Raw genomic sequence first — 18,896 nt, 5'->3', positions numbered from 1 at the left:
CGCGCGAACCGGGCGGGCCGGACTCACCGCCCCGCTGCAATGTCCCGGCGGTAGTGGGCACCGCCGAGGTGGATCCTGGCCACCGCCTCATAGGCACGCGCCCGGGCAGCGGCCACGTCCGCCCCCACAGCGACCACGGACAGGACCCGCCCCCCGGCGGCGACCAGCCTCCCCTCCTCGTCCCGGGAGGTGCCGGCGTGGAGCACGTGCACCCCATCGAGCGCCTCTGCAGCCTCCACCCCGGTCACGTGCCCGCCGGTAGTCACCGTACCGGGATATCCGGGAGCGGCCAGGACGACGTCAACCGCAGCCTGGTCGCTCCAGGTGGGCTCAGGCACCTCGCCCAGGTGACCGGTAGCGGCGGCGTGTAGCAGCTCAGGCAGGGAGGAGGTCAGGCGAGCCAGGACCGCCTGGGTCTCCGGGTCGCCGAAGCGCGCGTTGAACTCCACCACGCGCAGCCCCTCCCGGGTCAGGGCCAGGCCGCAGTACAGCAGGCCGATAAAGCGGGTACCACGTCGGGCCATCTCGTCAACAACCGGCTGGGCAACCTCCCGCACCACGCGCTCTGCCAGGTCGGCTGGCGCCCAGCCCAAGGGGGTGTAGGCACCCATACCACCGGTGTTGGGGCCCTCGTCGCCGTCACCCAGGCGCTTGAAGTCCTGGGCGGGCGCCAGGGGGCGGACGGTGGCTCCGTCGCTGACGCAGAAGACGGAGACCTCCGGGCCGTCCAGGTAGTCCTCGACGACAACACGCCCTCCCTCCCTGGCCAGGCAGGCCAGACCGTGCTCCAGGGCAGCCTCACGGTCGGGGGTGACCACGACACCCTTGCCTGCGGCCAGGCCGTCCTCCTTGACCACGTAGGGGGCGCCAAAGCGGTCCAGGGCTGCACGCAGGTCCTCCGGGGTGGAGCACGCGACCGAGGCTGCCGTGGGCACCCCGGCTGCAGCCATGACCTCCTTGGCGAAGGACTTGGATCCCTCCAGACGGGCCGCCTGCGCACCAGGGCCGAAGCAGGGCACGCCCGCCTCGCGCACGGCGTCGGCCACACCCGCCACCAGGGGCGCCTCCGGGCCGACAACCACCAGGTCCGCCTCCATCTGGCTGGCTAGGTCCACGACCTCATCCGGAGCACTAGGGTCGATGTGGAGATTAGTGCCCACGTTCGCGGTGCCGGGGTTGCCGGGAGCGACAACGAGCTCGGTGGTGGCAGGGTCGGAAGCAAGGGCGCGGGCCAGGGCGTGCTCGCGCGCGCCGGACCCCAGCAACAGGATCTTCACGGCCCTAGCCTAGCGAGACAGACCTGGGTGACGACAGTAGGTGTGGCAGGCGTACTCGGCTGTGTGCCGGTCAGCCGCTTCCCTGACCAGCATCCAGCAAGGGCCCCACAGGGGACCTGCGTAACGTCCCTGTCCGCAGGGCCTATTCGACCTCCTTGCCCTCCTGCCTGCCCCGTTCCGACGATGGCTCCATGGACAGCAGAGACGACATCCTGGCGCGAGTACGCGGCTGCTACGGAGCAGTCCGGATGCGGGACCTGCGTCTCGACCGCACCGAGCGCAGGCAGGTGGCCCGGCTCGTTGAGGCCAACGATCTCCTCTCTCACCCCCACGGGGTCATCGCAGTGCCCGGCACGGAGAACGCCATCCTCCTAGCCCGGATCCACGGAGGGGTCATGACCTGCCGGACTGCTGCCCGCTACTACGGGTATCCGACCACCGGGCCCGAGCAACCGATCCACATCGCTGTTCCGGACAAGCGCAGGTTCGCACCGGTGCGCCGGGAAGTCCTCCACGTCGAGCGCGCACTGACTCCGCCGTCCCCCACAAGCTTTCCGGTTGCGCCAGTTGACCTCGCGCTGGCTCGGTTCCTGCGCTGCCACCCCAGTGCCGAGGCCCCGCTCATGGCCTGCGACGCCGCCCTCCACGAGGAGGACACCACGTCCTCTGCCATCAAGGCGCTGCTTCACGGACCTGGCTCAGCCCGAGCCAGGGAACGTCTGAGCCTAGCCAGTCCTCGTTCGCGCTCGCCGTTGGAGACGCTGGCGCGGCTGCAGCTGTGTCGTGTGGGTGTCGCGTTCGAGGACGGGGTGGTCGTGCCTGGGGTCGGTGAGGTGGACATCGTTGTCGAGGGCTGGCTGGTGCTGGAGCTGGACGGCTACGCCTACCACGCCAGCGAGTACCGGTTCGGTCTGGACCGCCGCCGGGACCGCGAGCTGGTGCGCCGGGGGTTCGGTGTCGCCCGCTTCACGGGCAAGGACGTCCGCCAGGGGAAGGTCGCCCAGGAGGTGCCCGGGCTCCTGCTCTCCAGGCAGCGTCACCAGGCCGAGGTGTCCAAGGCGGCCACAAACGGGTCAGCCGCACCCCGGGCAGGACACCAGAAGGCCCCAATCACGCGGTTCTCTTAAAGGATCATGTAACCAGCCGAGGCGTTTGTGTCCGCTGTGGACACGCCAACACCGCGCGACGCGACCAACCAGCCAGACACGCCTAACCACACACAAAGGCACGTCCCTGCCAGCAGACAGATCGCGCCCACACGCCAGTAACGAGGCTCCCGACCCTCAGGGTCGGGAGCCTCGTCAACGGCAGCGCACCACCGTGATGGCGTCAGGCCTTGCGGGCCTCCTCAATGCGCTCGCGGAACTTCGCGAGCTGCTCGGTGATAGCAGCGGGGAGCTTGTCACCGAACTGCTTGAAGTACTCCTCGGTGTCGTCCATCTCCGCAGCCCAGGCGTCGGGGTTGATCTCGAAGAGCTTGGCCCAGTCAGCCTCGTCCAGGTCAGTCCCCTCCAGGTTGAAGTCCTCGAACTTGGGGTAGCGGCCCGTCACACCGTCAACGGCCTCGACCTCGCCAGCGGCCCGGCGCACGATCCAATCCAGCACGCGGGAGTTGTCACCGAAGCCGGGCCAGATGAACTTGCCGTCCTCGTCCTTGCGGAACCAGTTGACCTGGTACACCTTGGGGAACTTGTCCCCCAGCTTCTCCTGCATCTCCAGCCAGTGGGACCAGTAGTCGGCCATGTGGTAGCCGCAGAAGGGCAGCATGGCGAAGGGGTCGTGTCGCAGCGAGCCAACCTTGGCGTCCAGGGCAGCGGCGGTGACCTCGGAGGCCACGGAGGCGCCGATGAACACGCCGTGGGCGGCCTCGTACTGCTCGGCCACCAGAGGGACGTTGGAGGCACGGCGCCCGCCGAAGAGGATGGCGTCGATAGCCACGCCCTCAGGGGCCTCCCAGTCCGGGCAGATGATTGGGCACTGTGAGGCCGGGGTAGTGAAGCGGGAGTTGGGGTGGGCAGCCTTCTTGCCGGCCTCGGCGTCGGCCGGGGTGTAGTCGTTGCCCTGCCAGTCGATAAGGTGGTCGGGCAGCGGGGCGTCGATGCCCTCCCACCACACGTCACCGTCGTCGGTCAGGGCCACGTTGGTGAAGATGGTGTTCTCACGCATCGTGTCCATGGCCATCGGGTTGGTGTCGTAGGAGGTACCCGGCGCCACACCAAAGAAGCCGGCCTCAGGGTTGATGGCGCGCAGGGTGCCGTCCGGCCCGGGACGCATCCAGGCGATGTCGTCGCCGACGGTCTCCACCTTGTACCCGGGGATGGTGGGACGCAGCATGGCGAGGTTGGTCTTGCCGCAGGCGCTGGGGAAGGCGGCGCTCACGTGGTACTGCTTGCCGGACTTCTCCTCAGTGAGGCGCAGGATGAGCATGTGCTCAGCCATCCAGCCGTCGCGGCGGGCCATGGTGGAGGCGATGCGCAGCGCGTAGCACTTCTTGCCCAGCAGCGCGTTGCCGCCGTAGCCCGAGCCGTAGGACCAGATCTCGTTGGTCTCGGGGAAGTGGGTGATGTACTTCTCCTCGTTACAGGGCCACGCAGTGTCCTTCTCCCCCGGGGCCAGGGGGGCGCCCACGGAGTGGACGGCGGGCACCCAGGTGCGGCCCTCGTTGATGAGGTCCATGGCGGCAGCACCCATGCGGGTCATGATGCGCATGTTGACCACGACGTAGGGGGAGTCGGTGATCTCGATGCCCAGCTGGGAGATGGGGCCGCCCAGGGGACCCATGGAGAAGGGGATCACGTAGAGGGTGCGGCCGCGCATGGCGCCGTCAAACTTCTCGTTGAGGATCTTCTTCATCTCCGCTGGGTCGTACCAGTTGTTGGTCGGCCCGGCGTCCTCCTCCTTCTCGGAGCAGATGAAGGTGCGGGACTCCACGCGAGCGACGTCGCTGGGCAGCGAGCGCGCCAGGAAGGAGTTGGGACGCTTGTCGGGGTTGAGGCGGACGAAGGTGCCGGACTCCACCATTTCCGTGGTGAGGCGGTCCCACTCCTCGTCGCTGCCGTCGGCGAAGTAGACGCTTTCGGGCTTACCGAGCTCGGCGATGCGCGTGACGAACTCGATCACGTCCTCGGGAGCGTTGGCGGGAGCAGCGGAGCGGACGTCCTGCTCGGACACAGTCATGCGAGTCCCTTCCTAAGGGGGTCAGTTACTGACAGAGGTAGTCAGCACCTATCCTTCCCCACCGCAGCTGCGGGGTCACGTCGCCGAAGGTCCCAGCAGTACCCCGCAGAGACCCGCGACAGGGATGCTTTCGCCCACATAAAGCGGTTTTTGCCCTCTGGGCGGGAGTACGGCATCCCTGTTCCGCCCTCAGTGAAGACGGTAACGACGCGGTGGCGACGCGGTGGCGACGCGGTCCGGGCGTGCCCGGGCGAGCTGCGCCATGACGCATGTAGCCTGCCTCATATGTCCCAGCACTCCCGCCCGCACCGCCTGGGAAGGCCCGCCGTGTCCTGCGCCCTGGCCTGCCTGGCCCTGTCGGGCTGCACCCTGGAGATGGACATGACGATCACCCCGACGGGCACCTATGACATCACCCTGGAGATGCGAGACACTACCGGGGAGGTAATCGGCAGCGAGGGGGACTGCGCCACGATGGCGGACCCCGAGGTCCTTGAGGTCTCCCAGGACGCCCAGGTCGAGGCCGAGCCCCTCTCCGGCGGCAACGACGAGGTCGGCTGCCTGGTGACAATTACCGGCGTGGCGGTCCCGGAGGCCTCCGAGGCCGGGGAGGGTGCGATCGTGGTGCGTGACGGCGACGTCTACACCGTCAACCTTGCCGCCCCCGACCTGGGGGGCGACCCTGCGGCGCTGGACCCCACGCAGGGAGATCAGGACACCACGGGGGGCTCCACCGCCGCCTCCTTCAACACCCTGGTGGACACCCGGGTCTCGGTGACCTTCCCCGGGAGCGTCACCGAGGCCGAGGGCGGCTCAGTATCCGGCAGGACCGTCACCTGGGAGGACGCGGACGCCCTGACCGAGGGGGTCACCGCCTCCGGCTATGCCGAACAGTCCCGGGACACCTCCTGGACCACCAACCCTGCCACCTGGGTCACCGCCGCCCTGGTGATGACGGGAGCCGCCCTGGGACTGGTGGTCGCGGCCAGGAGGCGAGGAGCCCAACGGCCCCGGCGCACCCGGGAGAAACAGCGGAAGGCCGGGAGGGGCCGACAGATCACCCGGAAGGACAAGGGGGTGGGAAAGAAGCAGAAGCGGCAGCAGGCCGAGCGCCCCCGGACCCGCCGGAAGCGGCGCTGAGCAGCGTGCCTCCCTGAGTCCCGTAGCCCTCAGGGAGGCACGCTGCGCGCTGGCGGGGGGCGGGCCGCGTACAGCCCGCCTGGACCAGGTGCTTACCGGAGCCCCCACGCACGACCGCAGCGCTCCGAGCAGCCGGGACGCCCCGGGTCAGGCTGGCCGGTAGGTGAACCTCTCCCACCCCAGGGCCTCGATGCGGGCAGCCAGGTCCTCGCACTGGGCGTCCCACCCGGGGGCGGTGGCGACGAACCCCTCCCGTGTCCCCTTGCTACGGGCCTGCTGGAGAGCGTAGGTGTGCGCACCCATGTCGTGCACGCGCCGGGCGACCTCGTAGACGTCGTCAGCAGTGACATCCCCGGGCACCACGGTGGTGCGCACCTCGACGTCGGGGAGCCTGCCCGGCGCGCTGCCGCCTGGGCTCCTGCCGCGCAGGCCTCCGCCGTGCGACCCCCCGCGGCCCGCGCCCGCCTCCAGGAGAACCCGCAGGCTCTCCCAGGCCCTGGCCCCGGCGTGCGGGCGGCCGACCACCTCCTGGTAGTGCTCGGGCAGGGCCTTGACGTCCAGGCCCACCCAGTCGAGCAGGCCCTGCCTCACCAGGTCGCGCAGCCTGCGGGGGTAGGCACCCGCCGTGTGCAGGCCGACGGCGAACCCTGCCTCGCGCACCTCGGCGGCAGCGTCGGCCAGAGCAGCCTGGCGCAGGGGCTCTCCCCCGGTGAGGACGACGCCGTCGAGCAGGCCCGCTCGCCTGGCCAGCAGGTCGCGGACCTCCCGCCAGGCCACCAGGCCCGGCGCCTGTGTGGGGATGAGAGCCTGGTTGTGGCAGTAGGTGCACCTCCAGGGGCAACCCTGGGTGAAGACCGTGGCGGTCAGGTGGTCGGGCCAGTCGACGGTGCTCAGGGGGACCAGCCCGGCAATGACCAGGTCGTCAGCACGGCGACAGGCACGGGCTTGGTCCTTCCCCCCGCTGCCAGGTAACGCAGCGGGGGGAGACGGTGGGAGGTGCGCAGGCACGGCCGAGGCAGGACGCGTCCGTCAGGCGCCCACCGTCGCCAGGCGAGAGACCGGCTCACCGTGGTCACCTGCCGCCTGCTCGGTGAACATCTGCCGCTCGGCGTACTCGCCCTTCTTGCCGATATTGAAGGAGCGCACGGGGCGGAAGTAGCCCATGACCCGGGTCCACACCTCGCACTCCACCGGCTCGGCCTCGGGATGCGCGGCGGCGCACCTGCCGCAGGTGGCGTGCTCCCCGACCAGGTAGCCGTGGACGGGGCAGATGGAGAAGGTGGGGGTAATCGTGATGTAGGGGGTGCGGAAGGCGGTGAGGCTGCGGCGCACCAGCTCCTTACAGGCCTGCGCGGAGGAGATGCGCTCGTTCATGTAGAGGTGGAGCACGGTGCCGCCGGTGTACCTGGTCTGGAGCTCCTCCTGCATCTCCTGGGCGGTGAAGGGGTCGTCGGTGTAGCCCACGGGCAGCTGGGAGGAGTTGGTGTAGTACGGGTTGGAGTCGGTGCCGGCCTGGAGGATGTCGGGGTAGCGCCTACGGTCCTCCTTGGCGAACCGGTAGGTGGTGCCCTCGGCGGGCGTTGCCTCCAGGTTGTAGAGGTGCCCGGTGGCCTCCTGGAAGGCCACCATGCGCTGGCGCACGTGGTCGAGGATGCGCACGCACATGGCGTGACCGCGCGGGTCGGTGATGTCGTAGCCGCCACCGGGCTCGTGGCGGGTGAAGTTGCGGACCATCTCGTTCATGCCGTTGACGCCCAGTGTGGAGAAGTGGTTGTCCAGGGTGCCCAGGTACCGCTTGGTGAAGGGAAACAGCCCGGCGTCGATGTGGTGCTGGATGACCTCGCGCTTGAGCTCCAGGGTGTCGCGCCCGACCTCCAGGAGCTCGTCCAGGCGGGCGGTCAGGGCGGACTCGTCCCCGGCGTGCAGGTAGCCCAGGCGGGCCATGTTGACGGTGACCACGCCGACGGAGCCAGTCTGCTCGGCGGAGCCGAACAGACCGTTGCCGCGCTTGAGCAGCTCGCGCAGGTCCAGCTGGAGGCGGCAGCACATGGAGCGGATCATGCCGGGGTCAAGCTCGGAGTTGATGAAGTTCTGGAAGTAGGGCAGGCCGTACTTCGCGGTCATGGCGAACAGGAGGTCGGCGTTGGGGGCGTCCCAGTCGAAGTCCCGGGTGATGTTGTAGGTGGGGATGGGGAAGGTGAACACCCGGCCCTCGGCGTCGCCCTCGGTCATGACCTCCATGAAGGCACGGTTGATGAGGTCCATCTCCGCCTGGAGGTCGCCGTAGGCGAAGTCGCACACCTCATCACCGATGAGCGGGTGCTGGTCGCGCAGGTCGGCGGGGCAGGTCCAGTCGAAGGTGAGGTTGGTAAAGGGGGTCTGGGTGCCCCACCGGGAGGGAACGTTGAGGTTGAAGATGAGCTCCTGCATGCACTGCCTGACCTGCTTGTAGGTCATGGAGTCCAGGCGGACGAAGGGCGCCATGTAGGTGTCGAAGGAGGAGAAGGCCTGCGCCCCGGCCCACTCGTTTTGCAGCGTTCCCAGGAAGTTGACGATCTGGCCCACGGCGGAGGAGAAGTGCCGGGCCGGGCCGGCGGCAATGGCGCCGGGGACGCCGTTGAGACCCTGCTGAAGGAGGTCCTTGAGCGACCAGCCCGCGCAGTACCCGGCAAACATGTCCAGGTCGTGGATGTGCAGGTCGGCGTCGCGGTGGGCCTGCCCGGCCACGGCGGGGTAGACGTGGGACAGCCAGTAGTTGGCCACCACCTTGCCGGAGGTGTTGAGCATCATGCCGCCCAGGGAGTAGCCCTGGTTGGCGTTGGCGTTGACGCGCCAGTCAGAGCGGTCCAGGTACTCGGTGATGGTGGACACCGCGTCCACCTGGGGGCGGTCCCCCTGCACGACGGCGGAGTCCGCAGAGCCCGGGGCGGCGGTGTCCGAGACAGCGGGAGCCGGGACATCGGTGTCCGAGGCAGCGGAGCCCAGGGCAGCAGGGGCCAGGGCAGCAGGGGCCAGGGCAGCGGCACCCTCGCCGCCACCCACACTGCTGATGACGTCAGTGTCGTGGTCGGTGTCGCCAGTGAGGTCGTTGGTGTGGTCAAGCACGGGTCTCTCCGATGGCGTGGTCAGGTTCGGTGTCGGTGGAGGCTGTTCTTGTACGGCCCAGGGCCTGCAGACCCTGGGCGCCATGGTGCCCGCTGGCACTGACACGACCAGCTCCGGCGGGCGCCGTCGCCACCCTCGCAGACCTCCCGGACGGCGGCGACAGCCTTGAGCCTACTCCTTAAGGGAGCCACCTCCAACCACCACAACACATCATCTGGTATCGCGATTCCCTCACAGACACAATATATTGTGGTATCGGTAAGGACTTTTGCCCCGATAGGCCTAGCTTCCGCGTGGCCGCCCATCGTAGGCCCCCTGGCGCACCAGCAGTCGGAAGGCGGCTCACAAGCAGCCCTCTACCTGCTGTGCCCGTCCCGACAGCCCACTCAGCCAGCCCTACCGCCAGAGAAGACCTGGCACAGACGCTCCGGGCCGGAGCGCAGGGCGGAGAGCACCTCCGCCCGAGGAGACCTGGCACAGACCGGCTGCCCGCAGCCGGTCACCAGCCCGAGCCGACGCCCATGACGCTGGAGCTGGCGACACGCCCACCCTCCTCCGTATCTATACGAATCCGCGGAATCACGCCGTTTCACCACACGGGCTCGCAGGGTCTGAAAGGCTCCCATGTGCATCGCGCTCCTTGATGCACATGGGAGCCCCGCACACCGGTCACGCGTCAAACCAGGATCCGCGTAATCACGCGGCTTTCGCGCCCGACCCCAGAACGAGCGTGTGCAACCCAGCCCACGAGCCACGACCACCAGCCCCCAGACGCACCACCAGAGGAGCGTACAAATCCCGCCACCACACAACGGGCCCCAGCACAGCCAGGCCCCGAGGCGCCCGCCTACCGCCCGCGCGCGGCGAGCGCCCTGTCCCCGGCGGCGCTGACTGCTCTGGCCTCATCTACCGCCCGCGCGCGGCGAGCGCCCTGTTGTGCTCGAGCGCCAGCGCCAGCCAGGAAGACAGTACCGGGCGGTCCACCAAGAGCAGATGCCCCGACCTCGAGCCAGCCCGGTCCCATGCTGCGCCCGGCACCCATCTGCGCCTGTGACGCTCCCGGCCGGGCCAGCAGCTCGTCGTGCCGACTGGCGTCCACCCGCACCAGAAGGCCACCGTCCTTGAGGGCGCTGACCACAAGCCTCTCGTTGACCATGAAGGACCACCCACCGAACATGAAGACCTCCCGCACCACCGCCTTGCCTGCCAGAAGCGCACGGAGACGCTCCACGAGCTCCGACTGCCCCGGGCTCACGAGGAGCGCACCCCCTCGGGTCCGCCAGCACTGCCGCCAGTCCGGACCTTTCCTTCGGCCCGACCAGGAGCCTCGTCCTCGTCCGGCTTCCCGCTCCCACCGGCACCAGGCGCCTCAACCGCAGACCAGCGGCCCTCAGGGTCGCCGACATCCCCGGCTGGGGCCCCCGGTCCCAGGCGAGGCAGGCTCGGGACCCGAGGCCGGACCAGGCCCGGCCGGGACGTAGGCGATGCGGTCGAAGGCCAGCACGCTCTCGGCGATCCTGCCGTCCCTGACCGTGAAGAGCTCAGCAGCCGGGGTCGTGGAGGTCACTGCGGTCTGCGGGTAGTAGAACAGCGCGATCCGGACCCCCTCGGCTGGCTCCTCATCCAGCACCTCAACCATCTCAGCGATCCAGCCGATGCCGGTGAGCTCAGGGGCGAAGCTGGCGATATAGTCCCGATAGTCCTCCTTGCCCCTGAAGTCGGCTTCTGGCGCCCGGCAGAAGATGTCGTCAGCGACATAACGCATGGCACCCTCGACATCGCCAGTAGTCCAGGCCTGGTGATAACCCCGCACGACGGCAAGAGCAGCAAGAGTGGCGTCTCTCGGGGCGCCTGGGGCGTTCCCGCGCGCAGCGTCCTCAGTCAGGTCCTCAGTCACGGTTTCAGTCACGGTTATGGTCCTCTCATTGTCTGGGTCGTTGGAGTGTGCGATCCAGCCGCACCAGCCGACGGACCCGGGCGGCCTCCGACGGGGAGGCCCCGGGACAGGCCGAGACGGGTCAGTGTGGCAGCGGCAGCCAGTAGTCGGGTCCGGCGTTGCCACCGGCACCGGCAGCGGCTAGGCGGGGCAGGAAGTTCGCCCACCCGTCGGCGTGCCCGGGCACCTGGGCGTCGGGCAGGTCATAGTGGCGCAGGTCCACCCTCGTGCCCTCGCGGGTGGGGGTCAGACGGAACTCCACCGTCGAGGCCCCAGCGGGCAGCTCATCGCTTCCCGCGAAGCCCCACGACACCACGACCCGGTGCGGCGGCTCGACGTGGAGAAACTCGCCCCGTACGGGGTAACCCGCGATATTGACGGCGAACCGGCCGCCGGGCACCGGGTCGAGGTCCGCGTACTCCCCCATCCACGCCGTCATCCCCTCCGCGGTAGTGAGGTAGGCAAAGACCGCCTCCGGCGGGGCGGCGATCCCGATGGAGTCGGTGAACTCATCCATGCCCGGCAAACTCCCCCGGCTCCCCCCGGCTCTCCCGGCCCCTCGGAGCCTCCCGGGTCTGCCCACCCTCCTCGACAGCCGCCTTGAGCGCAGCCAGCCGGGTAGGCCAGAAGCCGTCCAGGTAGGAGCGCACCGCAGCCAGGCCGTCCGTTCTCACCGCGTAGAGGTGGCGGGTGCCCTCGCGGGCGCTCACGGCGAGCCCGGCCCGGCTCAGCACCCCCAGGTGGTGGGAGGCCGCCTGCTGCGACAGGCCTACCTCCTGGGCTATTACCCCCACCGGCTGGGGCGCGGCGCGGATGACCTCCAGGATCGCCCGCCGGTTGCCGTCAGCCAACGCGCGCAGCGCCTGGTCGACCTCGGGCTGCGCGCCCGCGCCCACCTGCCGGGAAGCACCCTCCTGTGGCAGCTCAGGCACCAGGGCGCCTGGGCTGGCGCCCGCCTGCTGGGCGGCCGCCCCTGGGGCAGCGTGCTGCCTCCCGGGGGCGAGACGACCAGCGTCCGCCTGACGAGGCGCGCCACCAGCCCTTGGCCGCCCCTCCCCCGCACCCTGCGACCCTTGTGGCTCCCGCGCCTGCGCCGCCATCACTGCCCTCCTTCCAGGATGTCCGCCGGGCCGTCCGCACGCCCAGGCGAACGGCCCGGCCGACGGCCGAGCATCCATCACGACGGCCCCGGCCGACCGGCCAGGCCGACCGTATCACAAGTGTATATTTGTACTCAAGAGAGTGAGTGGATGAGGTCTGCCTCGACCAGGCGCCGAGCCTCCGTCTGCGCCTCATCACCCACCCCCGCGCGTCAGCAGCCCCTCTCACCCCAGGTGACGCGTGGAGGTACGTCACCGACTGGCTCGACGCCGACCAGGTCTGGGTACCCGCTCCGGGAATCCGCCACCGTGACATTCTCGGCCAGCTTCTCATCAGCGGCGACCTGCGCGGAAACGCGGAAACGCGGAAACATGGTGACCGATGCCCACCTCGCCGCGCTTGCCCTTGAGCACGGAACCAGCGTCTGCTCCTTTGACAGCGACTTTGCCCGCTTCAAAGATCTTCACTGGGTTACTCCCGAGCACACGTAGCAGCGCGGGCAGGCCCGGCTCGGGACCTGCCCGCAGTGATCACGCCTGCGGCGCGGGGGCGACGTCGCCCAGCCGGTGAGCCATGCGCACCACCCGGGCGGCCTGCTTCTCCAGCTCAGCGCGGGTCAGGCTCACCCCGGACTCGGCCTGGCCGTGCAGGGCGGCCAGGACATCCTGGCGGTCCTCCTCACAGCCGGGCATGAACAGCTCGTTGCCCGCCTTGATGGTAGCCGCCGCAGTGGCGCGCGGGTAGGTGAGGTCGGTACGGGTCATGGCGCGCACCACCCAGTCGGTCATGACCAGGCCGGCGAAGCCCCACTCCTGGCGCAGGATCGTCTCCAGCAGCCCGGCTGACTCAGAGGTGTGCACGCCGTTGACCAGGTTGTAGGAGGTCATGACCGCGTGGGGCTGGGCCTGGCGGACCACGATCTCAAAGCTGCGCAGGTACAGGTCCCGGGCGGCCCGCTGGGACACGCGGCTGTTGGAGTTGAAGCGGTTGGTCTCCTGGTTGTTGAAGGCGAAGTGCTTGACAGTCACCCCGCGCCCCGGGTGGGACTGCACGCCGCGGGTGATGCCTGCGGCCACGCGCCCGGCCAGCAGCGGGTCCTCGGAGAGGTACTCGAAGTTGCGCCCGCACAGGATGGAGCGGTGCAGGTTGAAGGCCGGGGCCAGCCACAGGTGGGCACCGAAATGGTCCATCTCCGCGCCGACCAGGTCACCGTAGGACTCAGCCAGGTCTGGGTTCCAGGACTGGGCCACAGCAGTACCGATCGGGATGGCAGTGGCGTACTGCTCAAAGGTGCGCTCCGGCACGCGCTGGGTGCCGCCGTCAACCTCACCGCCCAGCGCGACGACGGACTCCTCGTCCATGAGCTCGGCGAACAGGCCCCCCAGCGCCTCCCCCAGCGGGAACCGGCCCTGGGCGTCCTCACCCACCTGGGGCGCCAGGCGCAGGCCCGCGGGGCCGTCAGCCATGACCAGGGAGGGCAGCCCCTCGACACGCGTGGTCGTCTGGCCCGCGGCACCCACGAGGGCCTGGGAGGCCTGGCCGACGACAGACTGCCTGTCCGCGCTGTCCGCGTACTGGCCCAGCACGACGTAGGCCAGCTCGTCGTCGGGCAGGTCCGTAACCCTGCCGAGGGCCTCGGCCAGGTCAACGGGCTCCTGGGTATCCTCCTGGCGCAGGTCCGCGGCAGCCACGGCCAGCCGCGGGACGTCGGCAGGCACCTCCACGAGCGTGGGCGAGACCGGTCTGAAGTCGGTGAAGCCAGGGTCTCCCAGGACGTCGTGGAGCTGGCGGACCACCGCCGTCTCAGCCAGCTCCACGACGGCGGCCACGATGGTGTCCCGGCTGGAGGCGCCCACACGAACCACGTAGTCGCCCGCCTCCAGGACGGTAGCGCTCCTGGAGGCGTCATAGGAGGCGAGGTCGGTCAGGTCAACGGTGACGGTGACCTCCTGCGTGGCTCCGGGGGCGAGCTCGCCGGTCTTGGTGAACCCGGCCAGCGCCTGATAGGGCTGGTCGAGGCGGCCAGCGGGCACGCAGACGTAGACCTGGACGACCTCCTTACCTGCGGCGGCACCGGTGTTGGTGACGGTGGTCTTGACAGTGATCTCGGAGATCTGGGAGATCTCGGAGCCGGAGGCGCTGACGGTGGGAGCGCCGATGGAGAAGGTCGTGTAGCCCAGACCGTAGCCGAAGGGGAAGATCGGGACCTTGCCTACCGAGTCGAAGTAGCGGTAGCCGACGTAGACGCCCTCGCGGTAGCTGGTGTCGTCCGGGTCGCCGAAGTCACCCTCGGTGGAGTAGTCCTCCCAGGCAGCCCAGGTGGTGGACAGCCTGCCAGAGGGGTAGCTCCTGCCCAGCAGGACGTCGGCAAAGGCGTCACCGGTGACCGCCCCCAGCTGGGAGAGCAGGAGGATGTTGGCGACGTCGGCCACCGGGCCCAGGTCCACGACTCCGCCGACGTTGAGGACCAGGAGGAACCGCTCGTGCGCCGCCGCGAGCGCGGTGATGTCGCGGACCTCCGAGGCGGTGAGCCGCACGTCGCCGGCCTGGGAGCTGCGGTCGCTGCCCTCCCCGGAGTCGCGGGCGAGGACGTATACGGCGGCCTCGCCATCACCCTCCAGCGGCAGGTCGTAGTCGGGGGCGAGCTCCACCGCGCCCATGCCCACCATGATGGCAGGCCGCCCCTCCTGCCTGGCCTGCTCCCGGATACCGGCGACGAAGGCCCGGTGGTGCTCCTCGGCAATGCGGTCGTAGGCGTCCAGCCAGGCCTTGGTGGTGATGGTGAAGCCCGCCTTCTCCAGCCCCTCCTCGACTGTGACGACGTGGCGGGAGTTGACGTCGCCGGAGCCGGTGCCGCCCTTGACGGTGCGCCGCGCCCCCGCCCCGTACAGAGCCAGGCGCCCGGGACGCTCCAGGGGGAAGGAGCCGTCGCTGCTGAGCAGCACCATGGACTCGGGCGCGCCCGCGCGCACTGCTGCCAAGTGGTCGATCTCGTACTGGTTCATCTCGTGCTGGTTCATGGTGTCATCAGCCTCCCGGCTCGTGTCCTGCACTAACTACACCTGCTACCTGGCCCTGTGCCCGGCCTGCCGCCCGGGTCCTGTCCTGGCACCTGGTCCGTGCCGTCCTGTTCGCTGCCCCACGGCGGATCGCCTCCCCCCGAGGACTAGCCGAGCTGGTCACGCACCTGCATGCGGTTGGCCGACGGCGCGTGAGGCCAGCTGTGCGCTCACCGTCGAGCACGAGGGCAGCATAGCCCATCCGCCCGGCCTGTTTCTGGAACTACTTCCGGAGATGGCTCCGGAGCCCCGGCACGGCCCGGTCGCTGCTGCCGAGCGGCTCAGCCTCACCGTCAGGTCAGTCACGCAGCGAGCAGCCCCAGACAGCGCACGCCGACCGCAGCCACCCTCCAGACCTACCAAATCCTCGCCGAGAACCGAATCCTCAGGATGTAGCGAATCTTCACAGAAGACCGACGTGCCGGTCGCCCTATGAGGCAACAGAAACGTCGTAGGACAACATGGTGCCGTGTTGTCCTACGACGTTTCTGTTGCCTGAGCGCGCGAGCGTGCGTGCCGTGTCGATACCAGCGACGGCGTCCGCCTCCTTACCTGCCTTGTCCCGGTAGTGGTACACCCGGCCATCCAGCGCCTCGGCGAAGACCCGCAGGTGCTGGACCACCTGGGACTCAAACCACAGCCCCGCAGTCGGGAGGTCGTGCATGAGACGCGGTGCCGAGGTCGAGGTGACCGCCGCCGCCAGTGCCGGGTCAACGAGGTGCAGCGTGGGGGAGGTCTGCACGGCGTACCGGGATCGCAGGTACGGCGCTCACGTCGGCTGCTCCTCGACAACAAAGAGCCGCTTGAGGGCATTGACGTAGGCGACAGCGGTCTGCGTCCTCATCGACTGGGTGGAGGCGTCCCTGACAAGGGTGGCAAAGGACGCCTCCGTGCCGACCTTCCGCGTCCCCATCGGCTTTCCCCTTGGTCAACCGGTCATGTGGAGCGTTTCCAACCGGTCAGACGGCGCCTGCTGCGGGCGAAGAGGTCTACAGGCCCCACTGAGCCACGACGGGGAGGAGACCCGTTGCCGTCGGCTGCAGCGCCGCACGAGTCCTCGCTCCCGACAGGGGCGTGCGAACTGACCTACGTCTCTGACGCAGCGCTGCACGCCCCCCTGCCCATGCAGCCGACAACAGGGACCGAGCGTTGGCAGCCTCGTGGCCGCCCGGACCTGCCGACCGCGGAGTCGCAGATGCTCCCTCAGGTGTCCACAGCCGCCCAACCAGCTTGCGTCCCCGTTATGGAGGCGTTATGTTAACCGCACTCCCGTCACCAGACAAAGACCTGGAGAATCTCCGCATGCCCGAATCCGCAGACTGGAAGAAAGTCCTCCTCCTCTCTGTTCTTCTCGGCACTGCCTCCTTGGTCCTCAACATCTCGTTCCAGGAGGAGATAGAAGGCGGCTGGCAGACCTACTCAGGATTTCGGAAGACTGGCGCCAAGCTGGTCAACTCCGGCTCCCTGTGGGCAGCCCTGGCCTTCTACTGCGGCAGCCTGACGGCGACTCCCCGGGCAGGGGCGCTCGCCGGGGTGCTGAGCGCCCAGTGCGCCCTGGGAACCCACTACACGCTGGGAATCCTCACGCCCGTCTACAACCACAGCGCGATGCTCGCCAACATCGAGTGGTTCATCGCAGGAGCGGTGCTGTGCTGCCCCCTGGGAGTACTCGGGTGGCTCTCACAGCAGCGAGGAGCCCTGCCACTGCTAGCTCGCCTTGTCCCGGCGGCATGCGTCATCGCCGACCCCATTGCCACCCAGAGGCTGTCCATCGCACCAGCTGAAATCCCCTGGTCTGAGCGGTACTCGGACCTGTTAAGCGGGCTCCTTCTCCTTATCGCCGGCCTCACCTGGCTGAGCTACACCATCTACCAGACTGCGACCGGGAAAAGAAGAGCACCCGAGCACCCTCACGCGGCCAGCCTCACACGATGGTCATCCCGCCGTCCACGGCGATGAACTGCCCCTGGACGTAGCTGCAGGCGTCGGAGGACAGGAACAGCACCGGGCCGTTGAGCTCGCCGGAGGCCCCGGGGCGCCCAGCCGGGTTCAGCGTGTTGTAGGCGGCCAGGAACTCCTGGGAGGCGAACAGGGTGTGCTGCGTCATCTCCGAGGAGAACAGGCCCGGCCCCAGGGCGTTGACGGTGATGCCGTAGCGGGCGTAGGAGGCGGCCATGCCCCGGGTCAGTCCGGTGACCGCCGCCTTGGAGGCGTTGTAGGAGTGGCGGATGAAGGCGTCGGTCTTGTCGGCGATGACGGCGTTGACCGAGGCGATGTTGACCACGTGCCCGTAGCCAGCCTCCTTCATGTGGGGGATGACGTACTTGGAGACGTGGGCGATGCCCTTGACGTTGGTCCCCAGGGAGGTGTCCCAGTCCTCGTCGCTGAGGGTGTCCACCCCTCCAAACACGGCGACGCCGGCGTTGTTGAGCAGGATGTCGATGGTGCCCAACTCGGCGAGGACCTTCTCCACCGCCGCCTGGCAGCTGGCCTCGTCGGTGACGTCGCAGCCCGCGGCCACCACGGTGACGCCGTGGGCCTCCAGCTCGGGCCTCAGGGCCTCCAGACGGTCGGTACGCCGGGCCAGGAGCGCGACGTTGGCCCCCGCCTGGGCGTAGGCGCGGGCGGCGTCGGCCCCCAGGCCGGAGCTGGCCCCTACGACGACGGCGTTCTTGCCCCGGATACTGAACAGGTCTGTCACTGCTTGGCTCCTCTCTGCTTCGCGGCCCGCGACACCACGGGCCGGACCTGCCGGTGCTGCGGGCCAGGCATGTCACCGGGCATGTCAGTGCGGCCTGCTGACCGCACTGTGCACCCGAGGGTACGCCTGTGGGAGCGCAGAGCCAGCTGACGCGCGGCCCCAGACACGCCCCCAGCCCCAGCGCCGCCCGGTCGCCCCGGGCCTCACCCCAGGTTTGCCGTGAGGAACTCGGCGATCCTCTCCCACGGGATGGCCTCCTTGCCGCCACCGTCGTAGAGGTCGGTGTGGGAGGCGCCCGGCACGGTCACCATCTCCTTGTTGTCACCCTGGAGCCTGGCGAAGGCGTCCTTACCCATGTAGTAGGAGTGCGCCGCGTCCCCGTGGAGGATCATCACCGCGTTCTCGATCTCCTCGATGTAGCCCAGCAAGGTCGCGTTCATCAGGGAGGAGCCGCCGATCACCGTCCAGCCGTCGTTGGAGTTCAGCGAACGGGGGTGGTAGCCCCGCGGCGTCTTGTAGTAGGCGTAGTAGTCCTTGGCGAAGTCGGGGGCGTCGTCGGGAAGGGGGTCCACCACGCCGCCAGCCATGGCATAGGTGCCGGACCGGTAGTCGGCGGTGCGCTGCGCCGCCACGGAGGCGCGCATCTGGTTGCGGGCCTCGGCGGAGTCGGAGGAGTCGAAGTAGCCGTTGGCGGCCACCCGGCTCAGGTCGTACATGGTGGAGACCACCGTGGCCTTGATGCGCGGGTCCGCGGCCGCCGCGGCCAGGGCCATGCCGCCCCAGCCGCAGACGCCGATGACGCCGAGACGCTCGGGGTCGACGTCCTCGCGCACGGACAGGTAGTCGACGGCGGCCTGGAAGTCCTCGATGTTGATGTCCGGGGAGGCCATGTAGCGGGGTGCGCCCCCGGACTCGCCGGTAAAGCTGGGGTCGAAGGCGACGGCCAGGAAGCCGCGCTCAGCCATGGCCTGGGCGTACAGGCCGCTGGACTGCTCCTTGACGGCACCGAAGGGACCGGACACGGCCAGCGCGGGCAGCGGCCCCTCGGCACCCTGAGGCCGGTAGAGGTCGGCCGCCAGGGTGGTGCCGAACCGGTTGTGGAAGGTGACCTTGGCGTGGTCCACCTGGGTGGAGCGAGGGAACACCTTGTCCCACTCCTGCGTCAGCTCCAGCGTGTCCTCACGGGGGCCGGGTGTGCTGTCCGTCCTGGTCATGGTCCTTACTCCTCGCTCCTGGGTCAGGCCCCCACAGCCCGACCGGTCACCACCTATTCTCACCAGCAGCATGACATAACGCTAATGGCGATTCAGCATCCTGGATATTCCTAAGTAGAATATCTGCGTCGGGCACTCCTGTGGGCACACCCGGCACGCGCCCCATACGCCGCCCGCCCGCACGCA

At 69.2% G+C, this 18,896-nt stretch carries 17 protein-coding genes; 3 read left to right on the top strand and 14 right to left on the bottom strand.

Going from position 1 to position 18,896, the window contains the following annotated elements:
• Window positions 1-23: 23 nt before the first annotated feature.
• On the bottom strand, window positions 24-1,277 hold the full coding sequence (purD, locus tag D4740_RS07460; RefSeq protein WP_119836311.1) for a phosphoribosylamine--glycine ligase: 1,254 nt from the start codon (window positions 1,275-1,277) through the stop codon (window positions 24-26).
• A 191-nt stretch (window positions 1,278-1,468) separates the two neighbouring features.
• Between purD and D4740_RS07455 the strand changes: the two genes are divergently transcribed.
• Window positions 1,469-2,404 (top strand): hypothetical protein, encoded by a 936-nt coding sequence (locus tag D4740_RS07455; RefSeq protein ID WP_259390727.1) that lies wholly within the window; start codon window positions 1,469-1,471, stop codon window positions 2,402-2,404.
• A 202-nt stretch (window positions 2,405-2,606) separates the two neighbouring features.
• Here the strand turns inward: D4740_RS07455 and D4740_RS07450 are convergent, their stop codons facing one another.
• Entirely contained in the window at window positions 2,607-4,454 is a 1,848-nt protein-coding gene (locus tag D4740_RS07450) for a phosphoenolpyruvate carboxykinase (GTP) (protein ID WP_119836310.1), read from the bottom strand.
• Between the two features lie 285 nt (window positions 4,455-4,739).
• On the opposite strand from D4740_RS07450, the gene D4740_RS07445 reads away from it, so the two are divergent.
• The gene (locus tag D4740_RS07445; RefSeq protein ID WP_119836309.1) at window positions 4,740-5,594 is read left to right on the top strand and encodes an LppM family (lipo)protein; all 855 of its coding nucleotides are present in this window, start codon (window positions 4,740-4,742) and stop codon (window positions 5,592-5,594) included.
• Window positions 5,595-5,741: 147 nt separating this feature from the next.
• Here the strand turns inward: D4740_RS07445 and D4740_RS07440 are convergent, their stop codons facing one another.
• The 10 genes from D4740_RS07440 to D4740_RS13280 all read right to left on the bottom strand — a co-directional run bounded on the left by D4740_RS07440 (window position 5,742) and on the right by D4740_RS13280 (window position 15,708).
• Entirely contained in the window at window positions 5,742-6,512 is a 771-nt protein-coding gene (locus D4740_RS07440) for an anaerobic ribonucleoside-triphosphate reductase activating protein (RefSeq protein WP_119836429.1), read from the bottom strand.
• Window positions 6,513-6,623: 111 nt separating this feature from the next.
• Window positions 6,624-8,579, bottom strand: coding sequence for a ribonucleoside triphosphate reductase (locus tag D4740_RS07435; RefSeq protein ID WP_396027236.1), 1,956 nt, complete (start codon window positions 8,577-8,579; stop codon window positions 6,624-6,626).
• Window positions 8,580-9,546: 967 nt separating this feature from the next.
• On the bottom strand, window positions 9,547-9,954 hold the full coding sequence (locus D4740_RS07430; RefSeq protein WP_259390726.1) for a TfoX/Sxy family protein: 408 nt from the start codon (window positions 9,952-9,954) through the stop codon (window positions 9,547-9,549).
• Window positions 9,955-10,089: 135 nt separating this feature from the next.
• Window positions 10,090-10,608: a nuclear transport factor 2 family protein gene (locus tag D4740_RS07425; RefSeq protein ID WP_259390725.1), complete on the bottom strand. Its 519-nt coding sequence runs from the start codon at window positions 10,606-10,608 to the stop codon at window positions 10,090-10,092.
• Window positions 10,609-10,717: 109 nt separating this feature from the next.
• The gene (locus D4740_RS07420; RefSeq protein WP_119836308.1) at window positions 10,718-11,152 is read right to left on the bottom strand and encodes an SRPBCC domain-containing protein; all 435 of its coding nucleotides are present in this window, start codon (window positions 11,150-11,152) and stop codon (window positions 10,718-10,720) included.
• On the bottom strand, window positions 11,145-11,735 hold the full coding sequence (locus D4740_RS07415; protein WP_119836307.1) for a helix-turn-helix transcriptional regulator: 591 nt from the start codon (window positions 11,733-11,735) through the stop codon (window positions 11,145-11,147). The genes D4740_RS07420 and D4740_RS07415 overlap by 8 nt, the downstream gene beginning before the upstream one ends.
• Window positions 11,736-12,068: 333 nt before the next feature.
• A complete protein-coding gene (locus D4740_RS13290; RefSeq protein WP_259390724.1) occupies window positions 12,069-12,203 on the bottom strand; it encodes a hypothetical protein in 135 nt (44 codons plus the stop codon).
• 63 nt (window positions 12,204-12,266) lie between these two features.
• Window positions 12,267-14,741 carry a glycoside hydrolase family 3 N-terminal domain-containing protein gene (locus D4740_RS07405; RefSeq protein ID WP_182911370.1) on the bottom strand — a complete coding sequence of 825 codons (2,475 nt, stop codon included), beginning with the start codon at window positions 14,739-14,741 and terminating at the stop codon, window positions 12,267-12,269.
• Between the two features lie 484 nt (window positions 14,742-15,225).
• Window positions 15,226-15,537, bottom strand: coding sequence for a DUF4143 domain-containing protein (locus tag D4740_RS13285; RefSeq protein WP_259390723.1), 312 nt, complete (start codon window positions 15,535-15,537; stop codon window positions 15,226-15,228).
• A gap of 27 nt (window positions 15,538-15,564) precedes the next feature.
• Window positions 15,565-15,708, bottom strand: coding sequence for a hypothetical protein (locus D4740_RS13280; RefSeq protein WP_259390722.1), 144 nt, complete (start codon window positions 15,706-15,708; stop codon window positions 15,565-15,567).
• 389 nt (window positions 15,709-16,097) lie between these two features.
• On the opposite strand from D4740_RS13280, the gene D4740_RS07395 reads away from it, so the two are divergent.
• Window positions 16,098-16,754: a hypothetical protein gene (locus tag D4740_RS07395; protein WP_119836306.1), complete on the top strand. Its 657-nt coding sequence runs from the start codon at window positions 16,098-16,100 to the stop codon at window positions 16,752-16,754.
• Here D4740_RS07395 and D4740_RS07390 read toward each other — a convergent pair.
• The gene (locus D4740_RS07390; RefSeq protein ID WP_119836305.1) at window positions 16,720-17,496 is read right to left on the bottom strand and encodes an SDR family NAD(P)-dependent oxidoreductase; all 777 of its coding nucleotides are present in this window, start codon (window positions 17,494-17,496) and stop codon (window positions 16,720-16,722) included. The two genes, D4740_RS07395 and D4740_RS07390, sit on opposite strands and share 35 nt — an antisense overlap.
• Before the next feature lie 203 nt (window positions 17,497-17,699).
• The gene (locus D4740_RS07385; protein WP_119836304.1) at window positions 17,700-18,710 is read right to left on the bottom strand and encodes an alpha/beta hydrolase; all 1,011 of its coding nucleotides are present in this window, start codon (window positions 18,708-18,710) and stop codon (window positions 17,700-17,702) included.
• Between the last annotated feature and the right edge of the window lie 186 nt (window positions 18,711-18,896).

The sequence above is a fragment of the Actinomyces sp. 2119 genome (assembly GCF_003591215.1).
Lineage (GTDB): Bacteria > Actinomycetota > Actinomycetes > Actinomycetales > Actinomycetaceae > Actinomyces > Actinomyces lilanjuaniae.
Note: the sequence above shows the minus strand (reverse complement) of the source record. Positions and strands in the feature narration are given on the sequence as shown.

Excerpts from the sequence above, each read along its gene's own strand:
- D4740_RS07455 (WP_259390727.1), top strand. The coding sequence starts at position 1,469 with ATGGACAGCAGAGACGACATCCTGGCGCGAGTACGCGGCTGCTACGGA.
- D4740_RS07450 (WP_119836310.1), bottom strand. The coding sequence starts at position 4,454 with ATGACTGTGTCCGAGCAGGACGTCCGCTCCGCTGCTCCCGCCAACGCT.
- D4740_RS07445 (WP_119836309.1), top strand. The coding sequence starts at position 4,740 with ATGTCCCAGCACTCCCGCCCGCACCGCCTGGGAAGGCCCGCCGTGTCC.
- D4740_RS07420 (WP_119836308.1), bottom strand. The coding sequence starts at position 11,152 with ATGGATGAGTTCACCGACTCCATCGGGATCGCCGCCCCGCCGGAGGCG.
- D4740_RS07415 (WP_119836307.1), bottom strand. The coding sequence starts at position 11,735 with ATGGCGGCGCAGGCGCGGGAGCCACAAGGGTCGCAGGGTGCGGGGGAG.
- D4740_RS07405 (WP_182911370.1), bottom strand. The coding sequence starts at position 14,741 with ATGAACCAGTACGAGATCGACCACTTGGCAGCAGTGCGCGCGGGCGCG.
- D4740_RS13280 (WP_259390722.1), bottom strand. The coding sequence starts at position 15,708 with ATGGGGACGCGGAAGGTCGGCACGGAGGCGTCCTTTGCCACCCTTGTC.
- D4740_RS07395 (WP_119836306.1), top strand. The coding sequence starts at position 16,098 with ATGCCCGAATCCGCAGACTGGAAGAAAGTCCTCCTCCTCTCTGTTCTT.
- D4740_RS07385 (WP_119836304.1), bottom strand. The coding sequence starts at position 18,710 with ATGACCAGGACGGACAGCACACCCGGCCCCCGTGAGGACACGCTGGAG.